The organism is Synechococcus sp. R50.1, assembly GCF_047462115.1.
In the GTDB taxonomy this organism is placed as follows: domain Bacteria; phylum Cyanobacteriota; class Cyanobacteriia; order Thermostichales; family Thermostichaceae; genus Thermostichus.
Window position 1 is genome coordinate 15,081 of the sequence record NZ_JANSIN010000028.1, and the last position, 19,642, is coordinate 34,722.

General features: G+C 57.9%; 17 protein-coding genes. 7 read left to right on the top strand and 10 right to left on the bottom strand.

Going from position 1 to position 19,642, the window contains the following annotated elements; genetic code table 11:
- Positions 1 to 259 precede the first annotated feature (259 nt).
- On the bottom strand, positions 260 to 619 hold the full coding sequence (locus NW870_RS08495) for a hypothetical protein (protein ID WP_011433745.1): 360 nt from the start codon (positions 617 to 619) through the stop codon (positions 260 to 262).
- 680 nt (positions 620 to 1,299) lie between these two features.
- On the opposite strand from NW870_RS08495, the gene NW870_RS08500 reads away from it, so the two are divergent.
- Both NW870_RS08500 and NW870_RS08505 read left to right on the top strand, forming a co-directional pair.
- Entirely contained in the window at positions 1,300 to 3,315 is a 2,016-nt protein-coding gene (locus NW870_RS08500) for a diguanylate cyclase domain-containing protein (protein ID WP_414374842.1), read from the top strand.
- A gap of 36 nt (positions 3,316 to 3,351) precedes the next feature.
- On the top strand, positions 3,352 to 5,076 hold the full coding sequence (locus tag NW870_RS08505; protein ID WP_414374844.1) for an ABC transporter ATP-binding protein: 1,725 nt from the start codon (positions 3,352 to 3,354) through the stop codon (positions 5,074 to 5,076).
- On the opposite strand, the gene NW870_RS08510 is transcribed toward NW870_RS08505, so the two are convergent.
- The 3 genes from NW870_RS08510 to NW870_RS08520 all read right to left on the bottom strand — a co-directional run bounded on the left by NW870_RS08510 (position 5,070) and on the right by NW870_RS08520 (position 7,821).
- The gene (locus NW870_RS08510) at positions 5,070 to 6,008 is read right to left on the bottom strand and encodes a PfkB family carbohydrate kinase (RefSeq protein WP_414374845.1); all 939 of its coding nucleotides are present in this window, start codon (positions 6,006 to 6,008) and stop codon (positions 5,070 to 5,072) included. The two genes, NW870_RS08505 and NW870_RS08510, sit on opposite strands and share 7 nt — an antisense overlap.
- A 240-nt stretch (positions 6,009 to 6,248) precedes the next feature.
- On the bottom strand, positions 6,249 to 7,118 hold the full coding sequence (locus tag NW870_RS08515; protein ID WP_414374847.1) for a M48 family metallopeptidase: 870 nt from the start codon (positions 7,116 to 7,118) through the stop codon (positions 6,249 to 6,251).
- A gap of 34 nt (positions 7,119 to 7,152) precedes the next feature.
- A complete protein-coding gene (locus tag NW870_RS08520; RefSeq protein ID WP_011433740.1) occupies positions 7,153 to 7,821 on the bottom strand; it encodes a hypothetical protein in 669 nt (222 codons plus the stop codon).
- 175 nt (positions 7,822 to 7,996) lie between these two features.
- Here NW870_RS08520 and treY point away from each other — a divergent pair, with 175 nt between their 5' ends.
- On the top strand, positions 7,997 to 10,798 hold the full coding sequence (gene treY / locus NW870_RS08525) for a malto-oligosyltrehalose synthase (RefSeq protein ID WP_414374849.1): 2,802 nt from the start codon (positions 7,997 to 7,999) through the stop codon (positions 10,796 to 10,798).
- A 4-nt stretch (positions 10,799 to 10,802) separates the two neighbouring features.
- Here treY and tpiA read toward each other — a convergent pair whose 3' ends face one another.
- Both tpiA and NW870_RS08535 read right to left on the bottom strand, forming a co-directional pair.
- Positions 10,803 to 11,555 (bottom strand): triose-phosphate isomerase, encoded by a 753-nt coding sequence (gene tpiA, locus NW870_RS08530; RefSeq protein WP_011433738.1) that lies wholly within the window; start codon positions 11,553 to 11,555, stop codon positions 10,803 to 10,805.
- A 216-nt stretch (positions 11,556 to 11,771) separates the two neighbouring features.
- Positions 11,772 to 12,182, bottom strand: coding sequence for an FHA domain-containing protein (locus tag NW870_RS08535; RefSeq protein WP_414374851.1), 411 nt, complete (start codon positions 12,180 to 12,182; stop codon positions 11,772 to 11,774).
- 212 nt (positions 12,183 to 12,394) lie between these two features.
- On the opposite strand from NW870_RS08535, the gene NW870_RS08540 reads away from it, so the two are divergent.
- From NW870_RS08540 to NW870_RS08555, 4 genes are read left to right on the top strand one after another with little or no spacing between them, the layout of a single operon-like run.
- A complete protein-coding gene (locus NW870_RS08540) occupies positions 12,395 to 12,811 on the top strand; it encodes a rubredoxin (protein ID WP_414374853.1) in 417 nt (138 codons plus the stop codon).
- An 8-nt stretch (positions 12,812 to 12,819) separates the two neighbouring features.
- Positions 12,820 to 13,809 (top strand): photosynthesis system II assembly factor Ycf48, encoded by a 990-nt coding sequence (locus NW870_RS08545; RefSeq protein WP_414374855.1) that lies wholly within the window; start codon positions 12,820 to 12,822, stop codon positions 13,807 to 13,809.
- A gap of 41 nt (positions 13,810 to 13,850) precedes the next feature.
- Entirely contained in the window at positions 13,851 to 14,954 is a 1,104-nt protein-coding gene (gene murG / locus NW870_RS08550; RefSeq protein WP_414374857.1) for an undecaprenyldiphospho-muramoylpentapeptide beta-N-acetylglucosaminyltransferase, read from the top strand.
- Between the two features lie 3 nt (positions 14,955 to 14,957).
- Positions 14,958 to 15,713, top strand: coding sequence for an endonuclease III domain-containing protein (locus tag NW870_RS08555; protein WP_414374859.1), 756 nt, complete (start codon positions 14,958 to 14,960; stop codon positions 15,711 to 15,713).
- A 16-nt stretch (positions 15,714 to 15,729) separates the two neighbouring features.
- On the opposite strand, the gene NW870_RS08560 is transcribed toward NW870_RS08555, so the two are convergent.
- The 4 genes from NW870_RS08560 to NW870_RS08575 all read right to left on the bottom strand — a co-directional run bounded on the left by NW870_RS08560 (position 15,730) and on the right by NW870_RS08575 (position 19,479).
- Complete coding sequence (locus NW870_RS08560) at positions 15,730 to 17,601, bottom strand: chloride channel protein (protein ID WP_414374861.1); 1,872 nt, start codon at positions 17,599 to 17,601, stop codon at positions 15,730 to 15,732.
- 7 nt (positions 17,602 to 17,608) lie between these two features.
- Positions 17,609 to 18,397: a type I methionyl aminopeptidase gene (map, locus tag NW870_RS08565; protein WP_011433730.1), complete on the bottom strand. Its 789-nt coding sequence runs from the start codon at positions 18,395 to 18,397 to the stop codon at positions 17,609 to 17,611.
- A 195-nt stretch (positions 18,398 to 18,592) separates the two neighbouring features.
- A complete protein-coding gene (locus tag NW870_RS08570) occupies positions 18,593 to 19,165 on the bottom strand; it encodes a DUF2062 domain-containing protein (protein ID WP_414374863.1) in 573 nt (190 codons plus the stop codon).
- Positions 19,166 to 19,317: 152 nt separating this feature from the next.
- Complete coding sequence (locus tag NW870_RS08575; protein ID WP_414374865.1) at positions 19,318 to 19,479, bottom strand: hypothetical protein; 162 nt, start codon at positions 19,477 to 19,479, stop codon at positions 19,318 to 19,320.
- Positions 19,480 to 19,642 lie beyond the last annotated feature (163 nt).

Genomic DNA, 19,642 nt, shown 5'->3' on the forward strand with positions numbered 1-19,642 from the left:
AAGGCGGCGAGAAGTCAGCCCCTCGACCTGCTGCTGGGAGCGCTGCTTGGGTTGGTGCTCAGAAACAGTCATGGCTGCAGCCGCTACTCTTCGTTCTCCAGCTTAAGCCTGCCTAGAGGAAGAAAAAAACAGGCTACCGCTCTCCAGAAGAACTGGAAAGGCGAGAAGAGGCAGGATCGGTTGCCGCAGCGGACTGGATCCATCTGAAACAATCTGAAACAATAAAAACAATAAATAGCCCTCTAACCTTCAACAGTCCTCAACCCGGCTGCTGGGTTAGCCGCTGCCAAAGCTGCGGAGGAATGCGCTCGTGAGGACACTTTAGGGACTGAATCTGAGCTAAATCTTCCGGCATGTAGTGCAAGGCTACCCGCGCTGCCGGATCCAAAAGGCTGCGCCGTCGTCGGTTACATTGCTCCGCTTCTCCCAGAAACACGTCCAGCCAGCCATCTCGCTCTTGGTAGCGAATCCTCAAAGCAGAGAGAGAAGGCAGAGCAGAGGAAACTTCTTTGCGGTAGAGCCGAAAGCCCTGCTCCAGACTCCAGCCCAACCACCACTGAGGCGCCAATTGCCCCAACTGCCTACACCACACCCCCGCCTGAACCTGTTGCCATGCCATGCTTGCCACTCCGCAGCTTGTTCTCCTGAGAAGACTTAACTGCAAATCTTTAGCAATTGCTACTTGGGTAAGCACTCTACCAGACTCCTCAAGCTTAATGCAAGTCTTTATCAAAGAGGATCCCTACTTTGCCGGCACGCTATTGAAAGCTAATCTCAATAGAGCTATGCTGTTACTCGGTTGAGTGGTGGAGTTGTATCCATCAGTCTTCCTCTCTTGCCTTGGATGCATCGGGGATCCCACGCCCGCGGAATTAGCCATCCTGGGTCTGGCAGGGATCCCTTTTCCAGGGCTAGCTGAGGTTCTTTCTAATGAGAGCAGTTCTAACTAATAGGAGCCTGGTTCCTTCCCAAGCGTGTCGATGTACGGGTAGAACAAGTTCGGGAGCCAGAAGCGGTTTAACCTTGAAAACGGCGACGCATAGCCCTTCACGTCGGCAGGACAGGCTTTTTAATAATTCTTTTAATTAAATTAACCTCAAGAGTTGCTTCAAAGAATATCCCCTCCGGAGCACCCAAAAGCCCGTGCCAGCCCGGGGATCTTTTGTATCGAGAGACACACAAACTCCCCCAACAATTCCATAGGATGACCGTAGAATGGCAGAGACAGCGTGAATTCATAGCTGTTTTTTTCGGCTTGCCCTCCCCGTTGCCCGAGCGTCTACTGGGTGTTCCTAGCCTATGGTTGAAAGGGGGACTGCTGGGCCAGACCAGGCTGGCAGCGTTTATGATGCGCTGACGCGGGCCGATCTGTGGAATCCCCAGGTCATGTACCGTGGGCGCCCGGTACAGGCTCGGGGACGGGCTGTGCTGCGCACCATGTTCGAGAGCGTCAGCGATGGGTTGTTTGTCCTTGAGTGTCTGCCCCCGGAGCCAGAAAGAGGCTCACCTCAACCGCGCTGTCGGTTTTTGGTGGGTAACCCGGCTTTTTGCAGGATGTTTTTTCTCTCCTCTCGACCTATCGAGGGAGAAGAGCTCCAGAGTTGTCTACCGCCTTCTCTGGCTGCGCAGATTCAACTGCACACCGAACACTGCCTCAGCCATGGCCGGCAAGTGAGCTTTGAGCTGAGCCTAACGGCCTCTGCCGCTCCCGACCCAGAGTCGACCCATGTTCTAATCGTTACCCTTTCTCCAGTAGTTGAGGAGAACAAGCCAATCAGCCGAATTGTCGGCTCCTGTCAGGACATCACAGCACGCAAGCAAGTGGAGTGGCAGCTACAGCGCAGCCAAAAGCAACTGTTGGAGCACAACCGGGCTCTGATGGAGCTCACCCGGCACAAAGCCCTCAGCCAAGGAGACTTACAAGCTGCTCTGCAACAGATTTGTACTACAGCCGCCCATACCCTGGGGGTGGCACGGGTGGGGGTCTGGCTCTACACGTCGGAGCGCTCCAGCATTCGCTGCATCAATCAATTCGAGATCACCCCAGACAACCCCGAGGGATCCCATACTCAAGGGGCGGAGATCTGGGCCAAAGACTATCCCCGTTATTTTCAAGCCCTGGAGCAAGAGCGCACCATTGCTGCCGACCAAGTGGTGGCGGATCCCCGCACCGCCGAGTTCGGCAATTCCTACCTGACAGCAATGGGAGTGGTCTCGATGCTGGATGCCCCCATTCGACTGGAAGGACGGATGGTGGGTGTTCTCTGCCACGAGCACATTGGATCCCCTCGCCACTGGACCTTAGAAGAGCAAAACTTCGCCGGATCCCTGGCGGATTTGGTGTCTCTGGCCCTCGAGATCTCGGAGCGCCGGCAAGTGGAAGAGGAGCTGCGCCAGGCTGAGGAGCGCTATCGCAATTTTTTCGAGAATGCGGTAGAGGGCATTTTTTTCACCGATGCGGCAGGTCGGTATCTCTCCGCCAACCCGATGCTGGCCCAGATCTGCGGCTACAGCTCCCCCGAAGAATTGATGCGCGAAGCGAAAGAGGCGGGCAAGCGGCAGCTCTATGTGGATCCCAGCCAGTGGGAGGAATTTGTGCGGCTATTGCAGGAGCAGGGATCCGTACGCGGCTTTGAGTACCGGCTGCGGCGGCGGGATGGCTCGATCATCTGGGTCCGAGAAAAGGCCCGTTTGGTTAAAGATAAAGCCGGAAACATCCTCGGCTATGAAGGCATTTGCGAAGACATCACCGCCCAAAAGCAGAGCTTAGCCTACATGGAGTTTCGCGCTCATCATGATGCCCTGACAGGTTTGGTGAACCGCGAATCCTTTCGGGAGCGGCTGCAGCAGGCCCTGCAGCAATACTACAGTGAATCTCTGGCCCTCTTCTTTGTGGATTTGGATCACTTCAAAGACATCAACGATACCTTCGGCCACGGTGTCGGCGATGCCCTGTTGCAGGGGGTAGCTGAACGGTTAACCAAGTGCGTTCGCCCTGGAGATATCGTCGCCCGCTGGGGAGGGGATGAGTTCACCCTGCTGCTGCCCCGAATTGGCAGCCCCACAGTGGCAGCGCGTCTGGCTCAGCGGATTGTCGATGCCTTTCAAACTCCCTTCTCCTGCGAGGGCCATTCCCTTTCCGTGACCTGCAGCATTGGCGTCGCCCTCTACCCCCAAGACGGAGTGGAGGCATCTACCCTTTTGCACCATGCCGACTTGGCCCTCTACCAGGTCAAGGAAAATGGCCGCAGCGGCTTTCAGCTCTACCGGCCAGTTTCAGGGATCCCGGCAGCAGTCCGCAACACTATCCTGTAAGCTGGTTGGGTCAGAGGCCCTTCTGGTTTGTGATTTGTGCATCCGGGTCGTAGCTATCGCCGTCTCATTCCCTTTATCCGGCCCCACCTGTGGATGTTGTTGCTGGGGCTAACCTGTACCCTTGGCTTTGTGCTAACCATGCCCGCCCTCGCCTACTTGATCGAGTGGGTGGCCCGCTCCATCGGTGCCGGGGATCTGGGGCAACTGCGGATGCTGGCCTTGATTGGGGTGGTGTTTTTCTTGGTGCGCGGCGCTTTCCAATATGGCCAAGACACCCTGATGGCGAGGGCCTCCTTGCAAATGGTTTTGGAATTGCGCCAACAGATCTATGCCCACCTGCAGGCACTGGATGTGGACTATTTTTCCGGCAGCCGCACTGGCGATCTGGTCTATCGCCTTACGGGGGATCTGGATCGGGTGGGAGAGGTGGTGCAACGATTTTTCCATCGCTTCATCCCCAGCGTGCTCACCATCTTGGCGGTGGTGGCCTACCTGTTCTATCTCAACGGCATTCTCACCTTGACCACCTTGCTGATAGCCCCCCTGATGGGAGCCTTGATCAGTTGGTTTGGGGATCGCCTTTTGTTTCGCTCCCGCCTCAACCAAGAGAAGATGTCGGATTTGGCCGCCCTCTTGACTGAAGTGTTTGCTGGCATCAGCCTCACTCGCGCCTTTGCGGCTGAGGACTACGAAATTCGCCGCTTCAGTGCCATTGCCGAAAGCAACCGCCTGGCCCGGTTTCAGACCGAACAGATGAGAGCCATCCAAGACCCGGTGGTGGGTTTTCTGTACGCCATGAGCGTGTTGGGGGTGTTTTGGGTGGGCGGCTGGCAAATTAGCCAGGGCAACCTGACCGGCAGCCAGTTTCTCGGCTTTATCGCCGGTGTTGCGATGTTGATCGACCCTATTGTTCATATCACCAACAACTACAGCGAGCTGAAACAGGGTGAGGCTTCGGTGGAGCGGATTTTCGAGCTGCTAAACACCCGCTCCCAAATCCGGGAGCTGCCCGGGGCCCGCCCCATGCCTCCCATTCAGGGTTGGGTGGAGTTCGACCAAGTTTCCTTTGCCTACAAACCGGATCAGCCGGTGCTCAAACAGATCAGCTTTCAGGTGTCTCCCGGCGAGATTGTGGCCCTGGTGGGATCCTCCGGCGCCGGCAAATCCACCTTGGTGAGCCTGATTCCCCGCTTTTACGATCCCCAGCAGGGCTGCATCCGCATCGACGGCATCGACATCCGCACCGTCACCCTCAAGAGCCTGCGCCGGCAGATCGGCATTGTGCCACAGGAGATCACCCTGTTTTCGGGAACCATTGCCAGCAACATCGCCTACGGACAAGAGCATTTTGACCTGGAAGCGGTACGCCAGGCGGCCCAGGTGGCCAACATCGACACCTTTATCGAGAGCTTGCCCGATGGCTACGCCACCCGCGTGGGAGAACGGGGGGTCACCCTCTCCGGTGGACAACGGCAACGGCTGGCCATTGCCCGCGCCGTGCTCCTCAACCCCAAGATCTTGATCCTGGACGAGGCCACCTCGGCTTTGGACAACGAGTCAGAAGCGTTGGTGCAGGAAGCGCTGCAACGGCTGATGCAACGCTGCACCGTTTTTGTGATTGCCCACCGCCTCTCGACAGTGCGCACCGCCCACCGCATTTTCGTCTTGGAGCAGGGGCAATTGCTGGAGCAGGGAAATCACCGAGAATTGCTGGGCAAAGGGGGTCGCTACGCCCAGTTTCACCTGCGCCAGTTTCATTGAACCCTTGGCCTCTGGATCTCCTGGATCTCCCATGCCTGCCGGAAGGGCCGGTAAAACTCCGGATCCGCAGGCGCTCCCCCCGGGATCCCGCAGATGGCCGCCGCAAATTGCACGGCCCGTTGCACCAGAATCGCCTCCGGCCATCCCCGCAACAGCCCCAGGATGGCCACGGCGCTAAATGCATCTCCCGCCCCCACCGTATCCACCAGCTGAGGCGCGGGCACTGGGTCGGCCCGATAGACCTGAGCAGGGGTGATCAGCAGTGCGCCTGCCGCCCCCAGAGTCAAAAATAGACCTTTCAGGTTCAGGTGGGCCTGTAGGATCTGCCCTTGCTCCAGCACGTCTCCGGCAGGGATCCCTTCCAGCCGGGCTACTTGTTCCAGCTCTGCCTGGTTCAGCTTCAGCCAAGTGCAGGTGCGCAGCATCTCCTGGATGGCGTCTGGATGCCACCAGGGATCCCGCAGGTTGAGATCCAGAAACACGGGACAGCCCAAAGCGGGGATCCCCTCTTGAAAGTGGCGATGGGCTGCCTCCCGGCGGGCTGCCAAGCTGCCCCGGTAGAGCAGGCTGGGCTGGAGAGCTTGCAGAGCCCCGATATCCAACTGGATGTAGTCGTAGGCTTGGTCGGGCAAGATGGCGAAGGTGGGGATCCCTTGCTCATCCAGGGTTACTTGAACCTTGCCGGTAGGGTGAACAGAATCCTGCTGCAGACCCTCCAGGCGCAGCCCCTGCCGTCGCAAGGCCCCCAGCAGCTCTCTGGCGGCCTCGTCTTGGCCAACACGACTGAGCAAGAGGGGATCGGATCCCAGCCCCTTGAGGTTCCAAGCCACATTCAAAGCTGCTCCGCCCAGCACAATCTCTGTGGGGAAGCAGTCGAAAAGCACCTCCCCCAAGATGAGCGGCAAACCCAGGGGCACATGAGAGGGATCCATCTTGAGCACTCAGCTAGAAATCGCAGGAGCCCCGTGCTGTACCGGTAGGATCAGTGTCGAGAGGAAAGTCCGCCTCCATGGTTATAATTGTACTGCGGACACCAGAAACGGTTGTTTAAGGCACTGGTAACGGTCGATTGGGGGTGCTGTAAACCACCCCAGAGGCTCGTGGTTGGCTTGCCAACTGCAGGGCTACTAAAAGCCCGCTCTGTACTGCTTTAGCGGTCGGAGTCGGGTAGTTTACGAAGCAGCCGTTGACGTCCGCGGTGCGGAGCCCAATCCCTGGAGCTCCAGGATCTGCTGATAGGTGTTGCTGCGGAACCAACGCTCGATTTCTCTGGCCCGCAGCACCGGCAGCGGATGGGTGCGCCCCACAGTTTGCATCTGCTTCAGCTCCATCTGCCACAGATCCCCGTCCAGCTCATCATAAGTGCGGGCCTGCTCCAAAAAGGCGTCCACGTTCAGCTTGGGGGCCAATTGCGGGGATCCCCCACACAATTTCATCAACACCGAGATCACCGTCTTGGCATCTTGGGCTACCAACAGCGCCGCCCGGTCACAGGTAAACTCGGCACACCGCAGCCAGTGCATCAGTTGATCCTGCAACGCCTGATAAAACAACCCCCCGAAGGGGAGCAAGCTGGTGGAGAGCATGAGAATGTTGGCCATCGTCAAGTAGACCCCGTGATTGCACTTCAAGTGGCCCAACTCATGAGCGATCACGGCCTGAATTTCCGGCGGCTCCAACAGATCCAGCAGAGAGCTGTGCAAGACAATGAAGGGCTTTTTCCCCTGCATGGCAAAGGTGTAAGCATTGGGCGTGGGGTTCTGCCGCACGTAGAGCTGGGGCACCTCCAGATCCAAGATGCGACAGGCCTGCACCAAAAGCTGATGAATTTCCGGCAACTGATGCTCGTTAATTTGGATGCTGGAAGCAATGTTGTCCAGATAAAATATCTGTCCTGCCGTTGAGCCAAGCCAATTTTGAATCAGCAGGCCCAGCCCCGGCACTTGCTGCAGAGAGCGGGTGGCTTGCAGATCCACGGGATGACGAAATTGGTCGGCCCGCAGGCCCAACAGAATCCGAGGTTCTCGTTGAATGGACGACATAGACAATAGACAACAGAGGGAGAAAGGACTTCGGTTACAACTCGTAGGGCACAAACTGGCGGTGGCGATTCAACAAAAATAGCCGCTCCGGCGGCGGATCCGACAGGGTCGGCTTGTCAGTAAAATCAAACGGGTTTTCTCCAGAGGGGATCTCCCAATAGACCACATGATCTTGAATGCGAGTGCCATCGGTAACAAAGCGCCCAGTATCGGCGGCAGCACGCTCAGCGCGGCGATAGAGTCGCCCTTGCCAGGTCAAGTGCGGGGGCAGCCCCAATCCCAAAAACAGTTGCTGCCGACTGGATTCCTGGTTGAACACCGTTTGCAGGCGATCCGCCCAGATCCTTGCCAGATCTGCCGGTTGGGGAGCAGCATGAGCCTCTGCATCGGCTGGAGTTACCTCCAACAGCAGTTGCTGGTTCAAAAGAATCCGAGCGGCTTGAGCTGGGGGATCCCCGCTGCCGGTCGTCGAGGGATTGGGACTGGGGATATCCAGACTGACCTGCACCTGAGGGCTGCTGGCCTGTAGCAAAATCTCTTCCAACCGTTGCTTCAGCAGACGGAGGCGAGCGGGGGCATCGGGGGTGCGCAGGGTCAAAACCAGCTCACTCCCCACCCGAAACTCGCTTTCTGCCCAGGTTGCCTCACTCCGCCAACTCCCCATCAGCCCACCCACGAGCAGGATCCCTGCCCACCTCGCCATCCTTGCCGGCCCCCTTACCGGGGGTGAAGCGCTCCTCTGTGGCCTTGACAAGTTCACTAACCTCGCCTCTCCCCTGCAGGACTCCTTGATCTTAGCCGCTACCCTAGATACATCTGTTCTCTTGACCCTATGCCGTTGGCAAGCTCGGCTTCTTTGTCATTGTTCTAAGGTCATCATGCGGATCCCGACTTCCACCTATCGCATTCAGTTTCATGCTGGGTTTGACTTCGACGCAGCACGACAGATTGTTCCCTACCTGAAGCTGCTGGGCATCAGTGACTTGTATGCCTCTCCCATCTTCCAAGCCCGCAAAGGCAGCACCCACGGCTACGACGTGGTGGATCCCAGGCAGATTAACCAGGAACTGGGGGGAAGCGAAAAGTTTGAGCTCTTGTGGGAAGCCCTCAATCAGCAGGGAATAGGCTGGATCCAGGACATTGTGCCCAATCACATGGCCTACGATGGCCAGAACCAGATGCTCATGGATGTTCTGGAGAGTGGCCCCAACTCAGATTTTGTTGACTACTTTGATGTGAATTGGAATCACTCTTACCTGGGGATCAAAGGCAGAATCTTAGCCCCTTTCTTGGGAGATTTCTACGACAAATGTTTGGAGTCGGGTCAAATCCAGCTTCGTTATGATGCCGATGGCCTAAGTATTAACTACTACAACTTGAGGTTCCCCCTCAATATTGACACCTATGCGGATGTTTTTACCTACAACCTGAGCAAGCTGCGGCGAAAATTGGGACGCAGCCATCCCGACTACGTCAAGTTACTCGGGATCCTCTTCAGCCTGAAATTCATTCCCAGCAAGGAAGATCTCCTAGAGCGCACTGATCAAATTAGCTTTGCCAAGCATTCGTTGTGGGAACTCTACACGTCTAGCCAACCTATCCAGAGCTTTTTTGACGAGAACATTGACATCTTTAACGGCAAGCCAGGGGATCCGTCAAGCTTTGACCTGCTGGATAGTCTTCTGGCGCGGCAAAATTTTCGCCTTTCCTTCTGGAAGGTGGGTGCTGAGGAGATCAATTATCGTCGTTTCTTTACCATTAACGAGCTGATCTCGCTGCGGGTAGAAGATCGCGAAGTGTTTCGCAAAACCCATCAGCTTATCTTTAAGCTTGCAGAACAGGGACGATTTAATGGTTTGCGCATCGATCATATCGATGGCTTGTTCAATCCCGAAGAGTATCTCCATCGCCTGCGGGAACGCTGCCCAAATCTTTACATCGTGGTAGAGAAAATACTAGAGGCCAATGAAAGTCTGCCCCAAAGCTGGCCGGTTCAAGGCACAACGGGTTACGATTTTTTGGCTAAGCTCAACGGCATCTTTTGTCAAGAAGAAAATGCGGAGGCTTTTGACTCTCTCTATCAAAACTTCACAAATCTGCGATATGCCCCAGAGCAGGTTATCGAAGATAAAAAACGCTTGATCATCGAGCGCAACCTGTCAGGGGATATGGATAATCTTGCTTTTTTGCTCAAGCAGATCACCAGCCATCATCGCTATGCCAATGACTTTACCCTCTACAGCTTACGTCGAGCTTTGGTAGAAGTTTTGGTGTGCTTTCCGGTCTACCGCGTCTATATCCACGAAGGGATCCTCAGTCCAGAAGGTCAACAGGTAATTTGTCAAGCCGTGGAGAAGGCCAAGGAGAACCTGCCCGTTTTGGTGAATGAGCTGAATTTTATTCAGCGCTTTCTCTGCCTGGAGTCTCTGGACAATTTATCAGACCAAGAGAAACATGAGCAGATCTATTTTGCCATGCGCTTGCAGCAGTTGGCCGGCCCTCTCATGGCCAAAGGGGTGGAAGATACTGCTTTTTATGTGTACAACCGCCTTTTATCTCTCAATGAAGTTGGTGGGGATCCCTGTCGCTTTGGCCTTTCGGTGCAAGAGTTTCACCGCTTTAATCAAGAGCGGGCAGCTCGGTGGCCTCTGTCCATGAATGCTTCTGCCACCCACGACACCAAGCGTGGCGAAGATGTGCGGGCCCGGCTGAATGTACTTTCTGAAATCCCCGCCGAGTGGGAAAAGCACATCAACCTTTGGCATGAACTGAACCTCGGCTACAAAGTCCGCAGCAAACAAGCCAAGCGCTCAGAACTGCCGGATCGCAATGACGAGTATTTGCTCTACCAGACATTGCTCGGCTCCTATCCCTTCCAACCGGAAGAGGTGCCCCAGTTCGTACAGCGGGTCAAAGACTATGCCATCAAAGCAGTGCGGGAAGCTAAAGTTCACACCGCTTGGCTTCGCCCCGATACCGAATACGAAGAAGCCACTACCGCTTTTATCGAACGGATCCTTCAAGGCCCTAACCCCTTTTTGGAGTCCTTTTTGCCTTTCCAACGGAAAGTTGCCCACTTTGGCATTTTTAATTCCCTCTCGCAGACGCTGATCAAGCTCACCAACCCTGGGATCCCGGATATTTACCAAGGCACGGAGCTGTGGGATTTGAGCATGGTGGATCCCGACAATCGTCGGCCTGTGGATTTTTCCCGTCGCCTCGCCTATCTAGAAGAAATTCAGCGGCGGGTTAAACAGGATCCTCTCCAACTCATTGCGGATTTGCTACTACACCGCAGCGACGGACGCATTAAGCTGTTTCTGATTCATCATGTGCTCAAGGCCCGCCAGGAACAGCCCCAATTGTTTCTCGAGGGCAGCTACATTCCTCTGCAAATCAGCGGATCCCATGCCGCCCACATTGTGGCTTTTGCCCGTCAGCACGGCAAGCAGGTATTGCTCACGGCGGTGCCGCGTTTCCTGACAAAGTTGATCGACGAAACCCAAGATCCTCTGGGAGAATCCGTTTGGGCAGATACCGAAATTCATCTGCCGCGTTGGAAGCGGCTGGACTGGGTGAATGGGCTAACCCAGGAAAGGATCCCTGCCGGCGAAACCTTGCCGGTGGGCGTTGTCTTGAAATCCTTCCCGGTGGCCCTGTTGTGGGGACAATCCCGCTAGCGGCCTAGGCGGGAGCTAGGGCCTGAAAGTTAACGATGCGGGCAAACTCTTGGGGGTCTAGGCTGGCCCCTCCCACCAACACGCCGTCGATCTCAGGCTGGGCCATCAGCTCATCGATGTTGCCGGCCTTCACCGAGCCGCCATACAAAATGGGCAGTTGGGCATTGCCCAGGTGTTGCCGGATCAAGCCGATGACCCGGTTGGCCTCTTGAGCTGCACAAGTCTGGCCGGTGCCGATGGCCCAAATTGGCTCATAGGCAATCACCAAGTTCTCCAGATCGATCCCTTGCAAGGCGCGATCCAACTGCCCCACAATCCAAGACTCGGTCAAGCCTTGCTCCCGCTGCTGCTGGCTTTCTCCCACACAAAGGATGGGGGTAAGGCCGTGCCGCTGGGCGGCTGCCAGACGCCGATTGACGGTTTCGTCCGTCTCGCCGAAGTACTGCCGCCGTTCGCTGTGGCCGACGATGACATAGCGCACCCCCAATTCCGCCAGCATGGGGCCGGAAATTTCCCCGGTAAAAGCTCCCTGATCCTCCCAATGTAGGTTTTGTGCTCCCACGGCTATGTCGGATCCGCGGCTTTGCTCTGCCACCACCGCCAGGTCTGTAAAGGGCACACATAGGATGATCTGCCGCTGGGATGCTGACCCTGACGGCGATGACCGTAAAGCCAGGCCCAACTCTCGCAGAAACTCGCGAGCCTCAGCCTGAGTCTTGTGCATTTTCCAGTTGCCGGCGATGAGGATGGGGCGCAAGATGGATCCTCCCTTAGAGACAACAGAAGGAAGGGATCCCGCAAGCAGAAAGCCCAATAAAACAGTAGGGATCCCAGCTTTGTTTTTTCGTATGACACAGTTTACCAGCAAGCGATCCCGAAAATACGGCGACGGGATCCCTTCTCCGAGCGCCGGTTAACCCTTCAACCAGCATGCAGACGGGACAGGCCAAGACCCAACAGGGAAGGCAGCTTCCTACAGCCCAACGATCTGGGTGTTTTCAAAAGTAGCCAGAATTTCATCCAGATCTTTGTTCTGCAGCGAGTAGGTAGCGGTGGCATCGTTGCCAAACTGAATTTCGTCCCCGTCCTCCAGATCCCGAAATTCCACCCGTTGCCCGCCCACGTAAAGGCCGTTGGTGCTGGGGGTGCCCTGAATGTCTCCGTCGATGATTTGGTAAGTGAACCCATCGGGAGAAGAGGGGGATTCTGTTTTGACCAAAATGGCGTGGTAGCGAGAGGCGTACTGGGAGTCGATGCGAATGCTGTTGCGTGGATCCCGGCCTAAGGAGTAGAGCTCAGCCGTCAACCAGTAGGCTTTTGGCCCATGACGATCCTTGACGATGAGCACGTGATTGAGGGCCGGTCGGCGAGGGGGCGTGGTCATGAAAGGCACCCGCTTGCACAACACTGAGGGCAGGATAGCCAAAACATAACATAGGATCCCCCAGGTGGATCCCTGTGTCCACCGGATAAGTCTCTTCAGGTCGGCATCCCAGGCTGGTGCGGGATCCCCCTGAGCAACAAGAAAGGGTCTGAGTAGATTTTTGTAACAATTCCTCTCATAATAGGATCGACGATGCGGATGGCTCCCTGACCATGAATGGCTCGCAACCGGATCCCGGTGTTCAACCCCGTTCTCCCAAGACACCGAAGATCATTGAGTTGCCGGAAGATGAAACCGATGCGCAGCTCAGCGATCCCCTGCGGATGCAGCGCTACGAATGTCGTTCTTGTGGCTATGTTTACGAACCGGCCAAGGGGGATCAGCTCAATCGGATCCCGGCGGGCGTACCGTTTGAGGAATTGCCAGCCGATTGGAAATGTCCGGTGTGCCGAGCCGGTAAGCGCTCGTTCCAAGCAGTGGGCGCCAAGGGCAAGCCTTCCGGTTTTCAAGAGAACTTGCGCTACGGCCTGGGGGTGAACGTGATGACCCCTGCTCAAAAGAACCTGCTGATCTTCTTGGGACTGGCGCTGGGATTTTTATTTTTGATGAGTTTCTATTTCGTCGAGTGAGGGTCAAGATGTTCAAACCCCTGAGGCTGGTGCTGCTGATTGCTGTCTCGGTGCTGCTGATGGCGGCGGGGATGCCCAACATGCGGGTGGTGCCCTGGGAGCAGGTGGAAGTGCCCACCCAGAACATTCTGCTGGACATTGCCTTCACCGGCACCACCCCTTCCCATGGCTGGTTGGTGGGAGACAAGGCGACGCTGCTGGAATCCCGCGATGGGGGTCTGCACTGGCAGGTGCGGGAGCTGCCGGGTCTGGAGCCGGAAGCCTACCTGGCCTCCATTAGCTTTGCTGGGGCAGAAGGCTGGGTGGCCGGGCAGCCGAAGATCCTCCTCCACACCCTGAACGAGGGATCCGACTGGACTTCCATCCGCCTCAACAACCAACTGCCAGGGGAGCCGCTCTTGATCCAGGCTCTGGGCCCTGGCGCCGCCGAAATGGTGACCAATGTGGGGGCCATCTACCGCACCGAAGATGGCGGTCAGACCTGGCATGCCCAAGTGGATGAGCCGATTGGGGCCATCAAAAACATTGCCCGCGGCCCTGAAGGCGAATATCTGGCGGTGTCGTCGCGGGGCAGCTTCTACTTTCTGTACACTCCTGAAAGTCGCACCTGGAAGCCCTACCCGCGGGAAAGCTCCCGCCGCATTCAAAACATGGGCTTTGGCCCCCACGGCAGCGCTTGGAAATTGAACCAAGGGGCGGAGATCGCCTTTACCGATGACTTCACCTCCGGCCAGTGGTCGTCGCCGCTGCGTCCGGGGCGGGCCCTCAGCTTTGGCTACCTCAATGCCGCCTATCAAAACGACCACGACCTGTGGGTGGTGGGGGGTGGCGCTACCCTGATCCACAGCCCTGACGGTGGCAAAACCTGGGAGCAGGCCAAGAAACTCAGCAACATCCCCGCCAACTTCTACAGTATTGAGTTTTTTGGCCCCCAGCAGGGGTTTATTCTGGGGCAGCGGGGCACCCTCTTGCGCTATGTCAGCTCCAACAACTCCTGAAGATCTAGATCAGATCTTAGGGATCCCTAACCGGCACACGGGTGGACACACGCGCCAAGGATCCAGCTTCACGCCCTCGGCTGCTGGTTGCTGCCAGCGGCACTGGTGGCCACATTTTTCCGGCCTTGGCCGTTGCCGAGCAGTTGCCTGACTGGCAGATCGAATGGCTGGGGGTGCCGGATCGCATGGAAGGGAAGCTGGTGCGGGAGCGGTATCCCTTGCACCGAGTCGTCATGTCGGGCTGGCAGGGATCCCCTCTCCGCAAGCTGCAAGCCTTGGCCCAACTGGCCCGCGCCACCCTACAAGTGCGCCGACTCCTTATGTCGGGACGGTTTGATATTGTCCTGACCACCGGTGGGTACATTGCCGCTCCGGCCATTTTGGCCGCCCGTTCGCTGGGGGTACCGGTGTTGCTGCACGAGTCCAATCGGATCCCGGGCAAAGTGACCCGTTGGCTGGGGAGATTTTGTCAGGTGGTGGCGCTGGGCATGGCGGAGACGGCAGAGCATTTGCCAGGGGTGGCCGCCCAAGTGGTGGGCACGCCAGTGCGGGCCGAGTTCTACACGCCCCAGCCTTTCCCTGCCGACCTCCCCATTCCCGACGGGGATCCCCTCATTGTGGTCATGGGGGGCAGCCAAGGGGCGCGGGGCCTCAACCGCATGGTGGCCACCTGTGCCCCAGCTTGGTTGGAGGCGGGGGCCTGGATTGTGCATTTGACCGGCGGCAGCGAAGCTCAAGATCCGGAAGCCAGGATCCCCAGCCATCCCCGCTACCGGCCCTTTCCTTTCCGTCGAGATGTAGCTGCCTTGTTGCAGCGGGCCAACTTTGCCATTAGCCGCGCCGGAGCCATGAGCCTGGCGGAGTTGCTGACCACCGCCACCCCAGCCATTTTGATCCCCTATCCCTTTGCCGCTGAGGATCATCAGTATCAGAATGCTCTGGCCTTTGTGGGGCGCGGTGGGGGGGTGGTCATGCGAGAATCCGAAGAGAACTTGGACTTGCTGCGGCAAACGGTGTTGACCTGGTTGGCTCAGCCGCAGGTGGTTGCCCAAATGGCCGCCCACTTGCAAGCCACAGCTCCCCCCAATGCCAGCAAGGCCATCGCCCGTCTGTTGCAGGAAATCCGCCAAAGTTCTGCCCGTTAAGCTGTGGTCCAGCAGAGAGTGGATGGTCTTTCCCACTGCCCGCCTGCGCCCGCTCAAGCAGCGGAGCCCCCTGCCCTGCTGGCGGAACTCCCGCCCGCCGACAGGATGGAATCGCTGTTGATGCGGCTAGAACAGTGCTTCGGGATCCCCCAGCGGGCTCCCGATGGGCTTTCCCCCCGCCCGGATCTCCTGGACGAGTTGGTGGGCACGATCCTTTCCCAGAACACCACCGATGCCAACAGCAGCCGTGCCTTCCGCGCCCTCAAAGCCGCCTTTCCCTCTTGGGAAGCGGTCTTGGCTGCCGACCCGGCAGATCTGGCCCAGGTGATCCGCTCCGGCGGCTTAGCCCACCTCAAGGCAGTCCGAATTCAGGAGATCCTGGCTGCCATTCAAGAACGACAGGGATCCCTGAGTCTGGACTTTCTAAGAGAGCTAGACGATGCTGGCGCCCTCGATTTTTTGCTCTCCCTGAAAGGGGTAGGGCTGAAGACCGCCACCTGTGTGTTGTTGTTCGGGCTGGGTCGGGATCTCTGCCCGGTGGATACCCATGTGCATCGAGTGGCCAACCGTCTGGGCTTGGTGCGGGCCAAACATCCCGACGACACTTTTGCTCAGCTTTCCCCTCAGATCCCCAGAGGCAAAGCCTATTCCCTGCACGTCAACTTTGTCCGGCTGGGCAAGCGCATCTGCAAGGCCCGCATGCCCGAATGTGGCCGCTGCCCGCTGCGTCCCACCTGCCCTTCTGGGCGGCAGCGTTGATCCCGACAGCAGGGCTCTATTCTGCGGGCGCAGTAGAAGCATCTGGGATCCCCTCTTGTCCGTTCCTGCCGGCGTCTCTCTCTGCTGGGGGAACTTCCAACTCCAGGGCTTGCCGCACCGATTGAATCTCTTGGGAGAGCAGCACCCGCTCTCGATCCAACAGGCCGACGATCTGCTCCGGGTCTTCCCGCGAGACCACTGGCAATTGGCGCAAATCGTATTCGTACATCGGCTCGGCTGCCACTGCCACCGCCTCATCGGGGAAGGTGGTGAGAACTGGGGATTGGCTGACCTCCTGCACGGTCAGCTCCGCCAACTCCGCCGCCTCCTTGTGGGCCAAGGCCCGCTCCAGGTCTTCCAGGGTGAGAATGCCCCGCAGCCGCTCCTGTCCGTCCACCACCAACGCGCTATGGCACTTTTGCTGCAGCAAACTCTCCAGAGCTTCTCGCAGCGGTGTGTCTTGCCGAAGCAAAAGAGATGGGGGCACCATCACCTCTTGCACCGTCAGCTCTCTAGGCTCCTGCCCAAGGACTCCGTCAAGCGTTGCGTGGCGATAGCGACGGGCGGAAGGGTAGATGGCCGGCGAATGCAACTGCTCCGTCAGCCAGATGCTCAAACCCACTGCCGCCATCACCGGCAGCGCAATGTGATAGTCCCGCGTCATCTCAAACAGCAGCAAGATGGCCGTTAGCGGAGCCCGCACGCTGGCCGCCAACACCGCCGCCATGCCCACCATGGCGTAGGCAGCAGGGGGAGACAAGGCAATCAAGGGCAAAGCTTGAGATAGCACCTGACCGTAGCCTGCCCCCAGCACTGCCCCCATGAACAAAGCCGGGGCAAAGGTTCCCCCCACAAAGCCGCTGCCCAGGCTCAAAGCGCTCAGCAACAGCTTGCCCAATAGGAGCAGGCCCAGATGGCCAAGAGAAAAGGGAACGGCCTGCAGAATCGACTCAATGGTTTCATAGCCCACCCCCAACGCCAACGGGATCCCCAAACCTGCGCAGCCCAGGATCCCGCCCCCCAAAATGGGCTTGCTCCAAGCTGGCCAGGCCGCCAGGGGGCCACTGTTGAACAGGTGCTTGCCCCACTCCAGGGTGTAGCTGAAGGCCATAGAAACCAGGCTGGCCAAAAAGCCCAAGCCGAGATACAGAGGTACCTCCAGCAAGCTGTGGATCTCGTAGTCCGGCAAGACAAAAGCCGGCTGGGTGATGGTGGGCAAAAGAAAAGCGGGTTGTGCCCCCAACCCCACCTGGGCGATCAAGGCGGAGACCACCGCCGCCAACACCACCACACTGACAGCAGAAGTGGTGAAGGTGCGGGCCAAAGCCAGCTCCAGCGCCAAAAACACCCCGGCAATGGGCGCGTTAAACCCTGCCGCCAGGCCAGCCGCTGCTCCGGCAGCCATCAACAGTTGCACCCGCTCCCGCGAGAGGCGTAGGTTTTGCCCCAGCAGGGATCCCAGCAAAGCGCCACTTTCCACACTGGGGGCCTCAGGGCCAAGGGAAGCTCCCGCGCCCAACGAGATGGCAGCCGCCAAGAGCTTGAGCGGGATCCACCAGGGCTGAAGTGCCAAAGGACGAGCAGGACTCACCAAGCCGGAGAGGCTCAAGTTGGGAAAGGGCACAACTGCCCCCAAAGCGCCGATCAGCAGGCCCCCCAGCACCGGCGCCAGAGCCAGTGTCCAGGATCCCAGCAGCCACAGGCCATAGTGTTCTGCAGCCCTGCCGAGGCCATCCACGAGGGTGTCCTGCAGCAGATAGCGCCACCAGCCAATCAAGTAGCGAAATCCAACCACCAACAGCCCCGTGGCCAACCCCACTGCCGCCGCCAGCAGCAGCAGCAGGTTCTCGGAGGAGAGGCGCAGGCGGAGAGCGGGGGCGCTGTTCATGATCGGCTCAGGGGCTTTGGGAAGGCAGGGTCAAGATCTCTACACCGGTTTCGGTAACGGCGACCGTATGTTCAAATTGCGCCGAGAGCTTGCCATCTAAAGTTACCGCCGTCCACCCGTCGGAGAGCACCTTCACCTCCCAGGTGCCCTCGTTGATCATCGGCTCGATGGTGAACACCATGCCGGGGCGGAGTTTCTCCCCTTTTCCTCGCTCGCCGTAGTGGGGGATCTGGGGGGCCGTGTGGAATTGCCGTCCCACCCCATGCCCGACAAAATCCCGCACTACGCTGTAGCCCTGGGCCTCGGCATATTCTTGAATGGCAGCGCCAATGTCGCCGACTCTCCCCCCCGGCTTTACAGCAGCAATGCCCCGCCGCAGACATTCTTCGGTCACCTCCACCAAGCGCCGCGCCCGCTCAGAAGGCTGTCCGACAAAGAAGGTTTTGGAGGTATCGCCATGGTAGCCATCCAAAACCGGGGTGACATCGATGTTGATGATGTCGCCTTCTCGCAGGATCTGCTTGGGGCTGGGAATGCCGTGGCAAACCACGTGGTTGACGCTGGTGCAGATGGACTTGGGAAAGCCATGGTAGCCTAAAGGGGCGCTTCTGGCCCCATGCGCCCGCGTCCATCGCTCGGCCTCGTCGTTAAGCTCTTGGGTGGTGACCCCTGGTCGCACCATCGGCTCCAAGTGCTTGAGCAGATCTGCCGCCAGGCGACAAGCCCGCCGCATTTTCTCCAGTTCCCGCGAAGAGAGCAACACAATGGGCTGAGGGGCTTGCGTGAGCTGGTTCATACCCGTCTGCAAAGCGGATCCCAACTGCTCCCCCCATCGCTGGGAGCGACGGCTGAGGTCTGTCAACAACGCTCGCATGTCTTCCATCATGAGACCTTATCTGTGAAAAGCTCTGTGAAAACGGATGGATCTCTGCACCTGCAGACTGTCCAGGATTGGGTTCTCAGTTGGGATTCTGAATCGCCTTGCGCCCATTCACAGACCCCTGCCGGCCATTTTCTGCCGCCGACGAATCCGCTGCACCAACCACAGCCCCAGAAAATAGCTGACGAGGGATCCCCAAAAACCGACAAACGCACAGCCGACAAACAGCGTGCCCGACATCTCCAAGCCCCACTGCATCCAGTTTTGCCAGGTGGCCGCCACCAGCTCTGTGGTGGGAAGGACAGTTCGGGATCCCAGTAGCCATTCTCCCACCTGGTAGTTGAATGCATAGATGGGCACATAGGTGAAGGGGTTACTCACCCAGGTCCCTGCCGCCGCCGCCAGCTTGTTGCCCCGAAACGGAACAGCCAACACCAGAGCGGCCAACGTTTGAAAGCCGAAGATGGGGAAACAGCCGGCAAAAACCCCTACCGCCAAGCCACGGGCAATTTCTTTTGGCGACGATTGCAGCCGCAACAGGCGCAGATAAAGATAGCGCAGCCAACGCTTCCAGGAAGGATCCCGGCGGGCTAGGGTCGGCCCTGGTTGAGATCCAGAGTAGGATCTGGAATAAAGCTTAAGGGATCCCCAAGAGGGCAGCCTCAACCAAAAGAGGGGGCTCATGGTGGCAAGGGGGCAAATGAGAGAAGGTGTTAAGTCCTGTAAATCCAGTGTATCTTTCCTGCCGTCGGCGACAAAGGGCTATCGGCAAATCTGGGCCGGCAGCACCTGGGTGATGCTGAGGGATCAGTTTGCTCAGTTTACAAAGTAAGCAGTTAGCTGAGCTTGTCCACCAAGGCCAGCAGAAAGTTAAGACTCAAGTAGGAAACCAACACCAGCAAAAACAGGAACAGGGCAATGCTCAGCCCGGATCGCAGGGCAGAGGGCAGGGATCCCGATTTCATTTTGGGATCAGGCTTTTCGGGGGGAGTTGTCATCTGGAGTTCTGGGGAAGACTGTGAATCTAGGATCCCATCTTGGCTGTGCAGGTGTACCCATCGGCTTACTTTCCGAAGATTGAAGGCCTGATACATTTACGCTGAACACTGCTGAACATCACTGTTCAACTATGCAGCGATAGCATTCTGTTTGTTTCCAAAC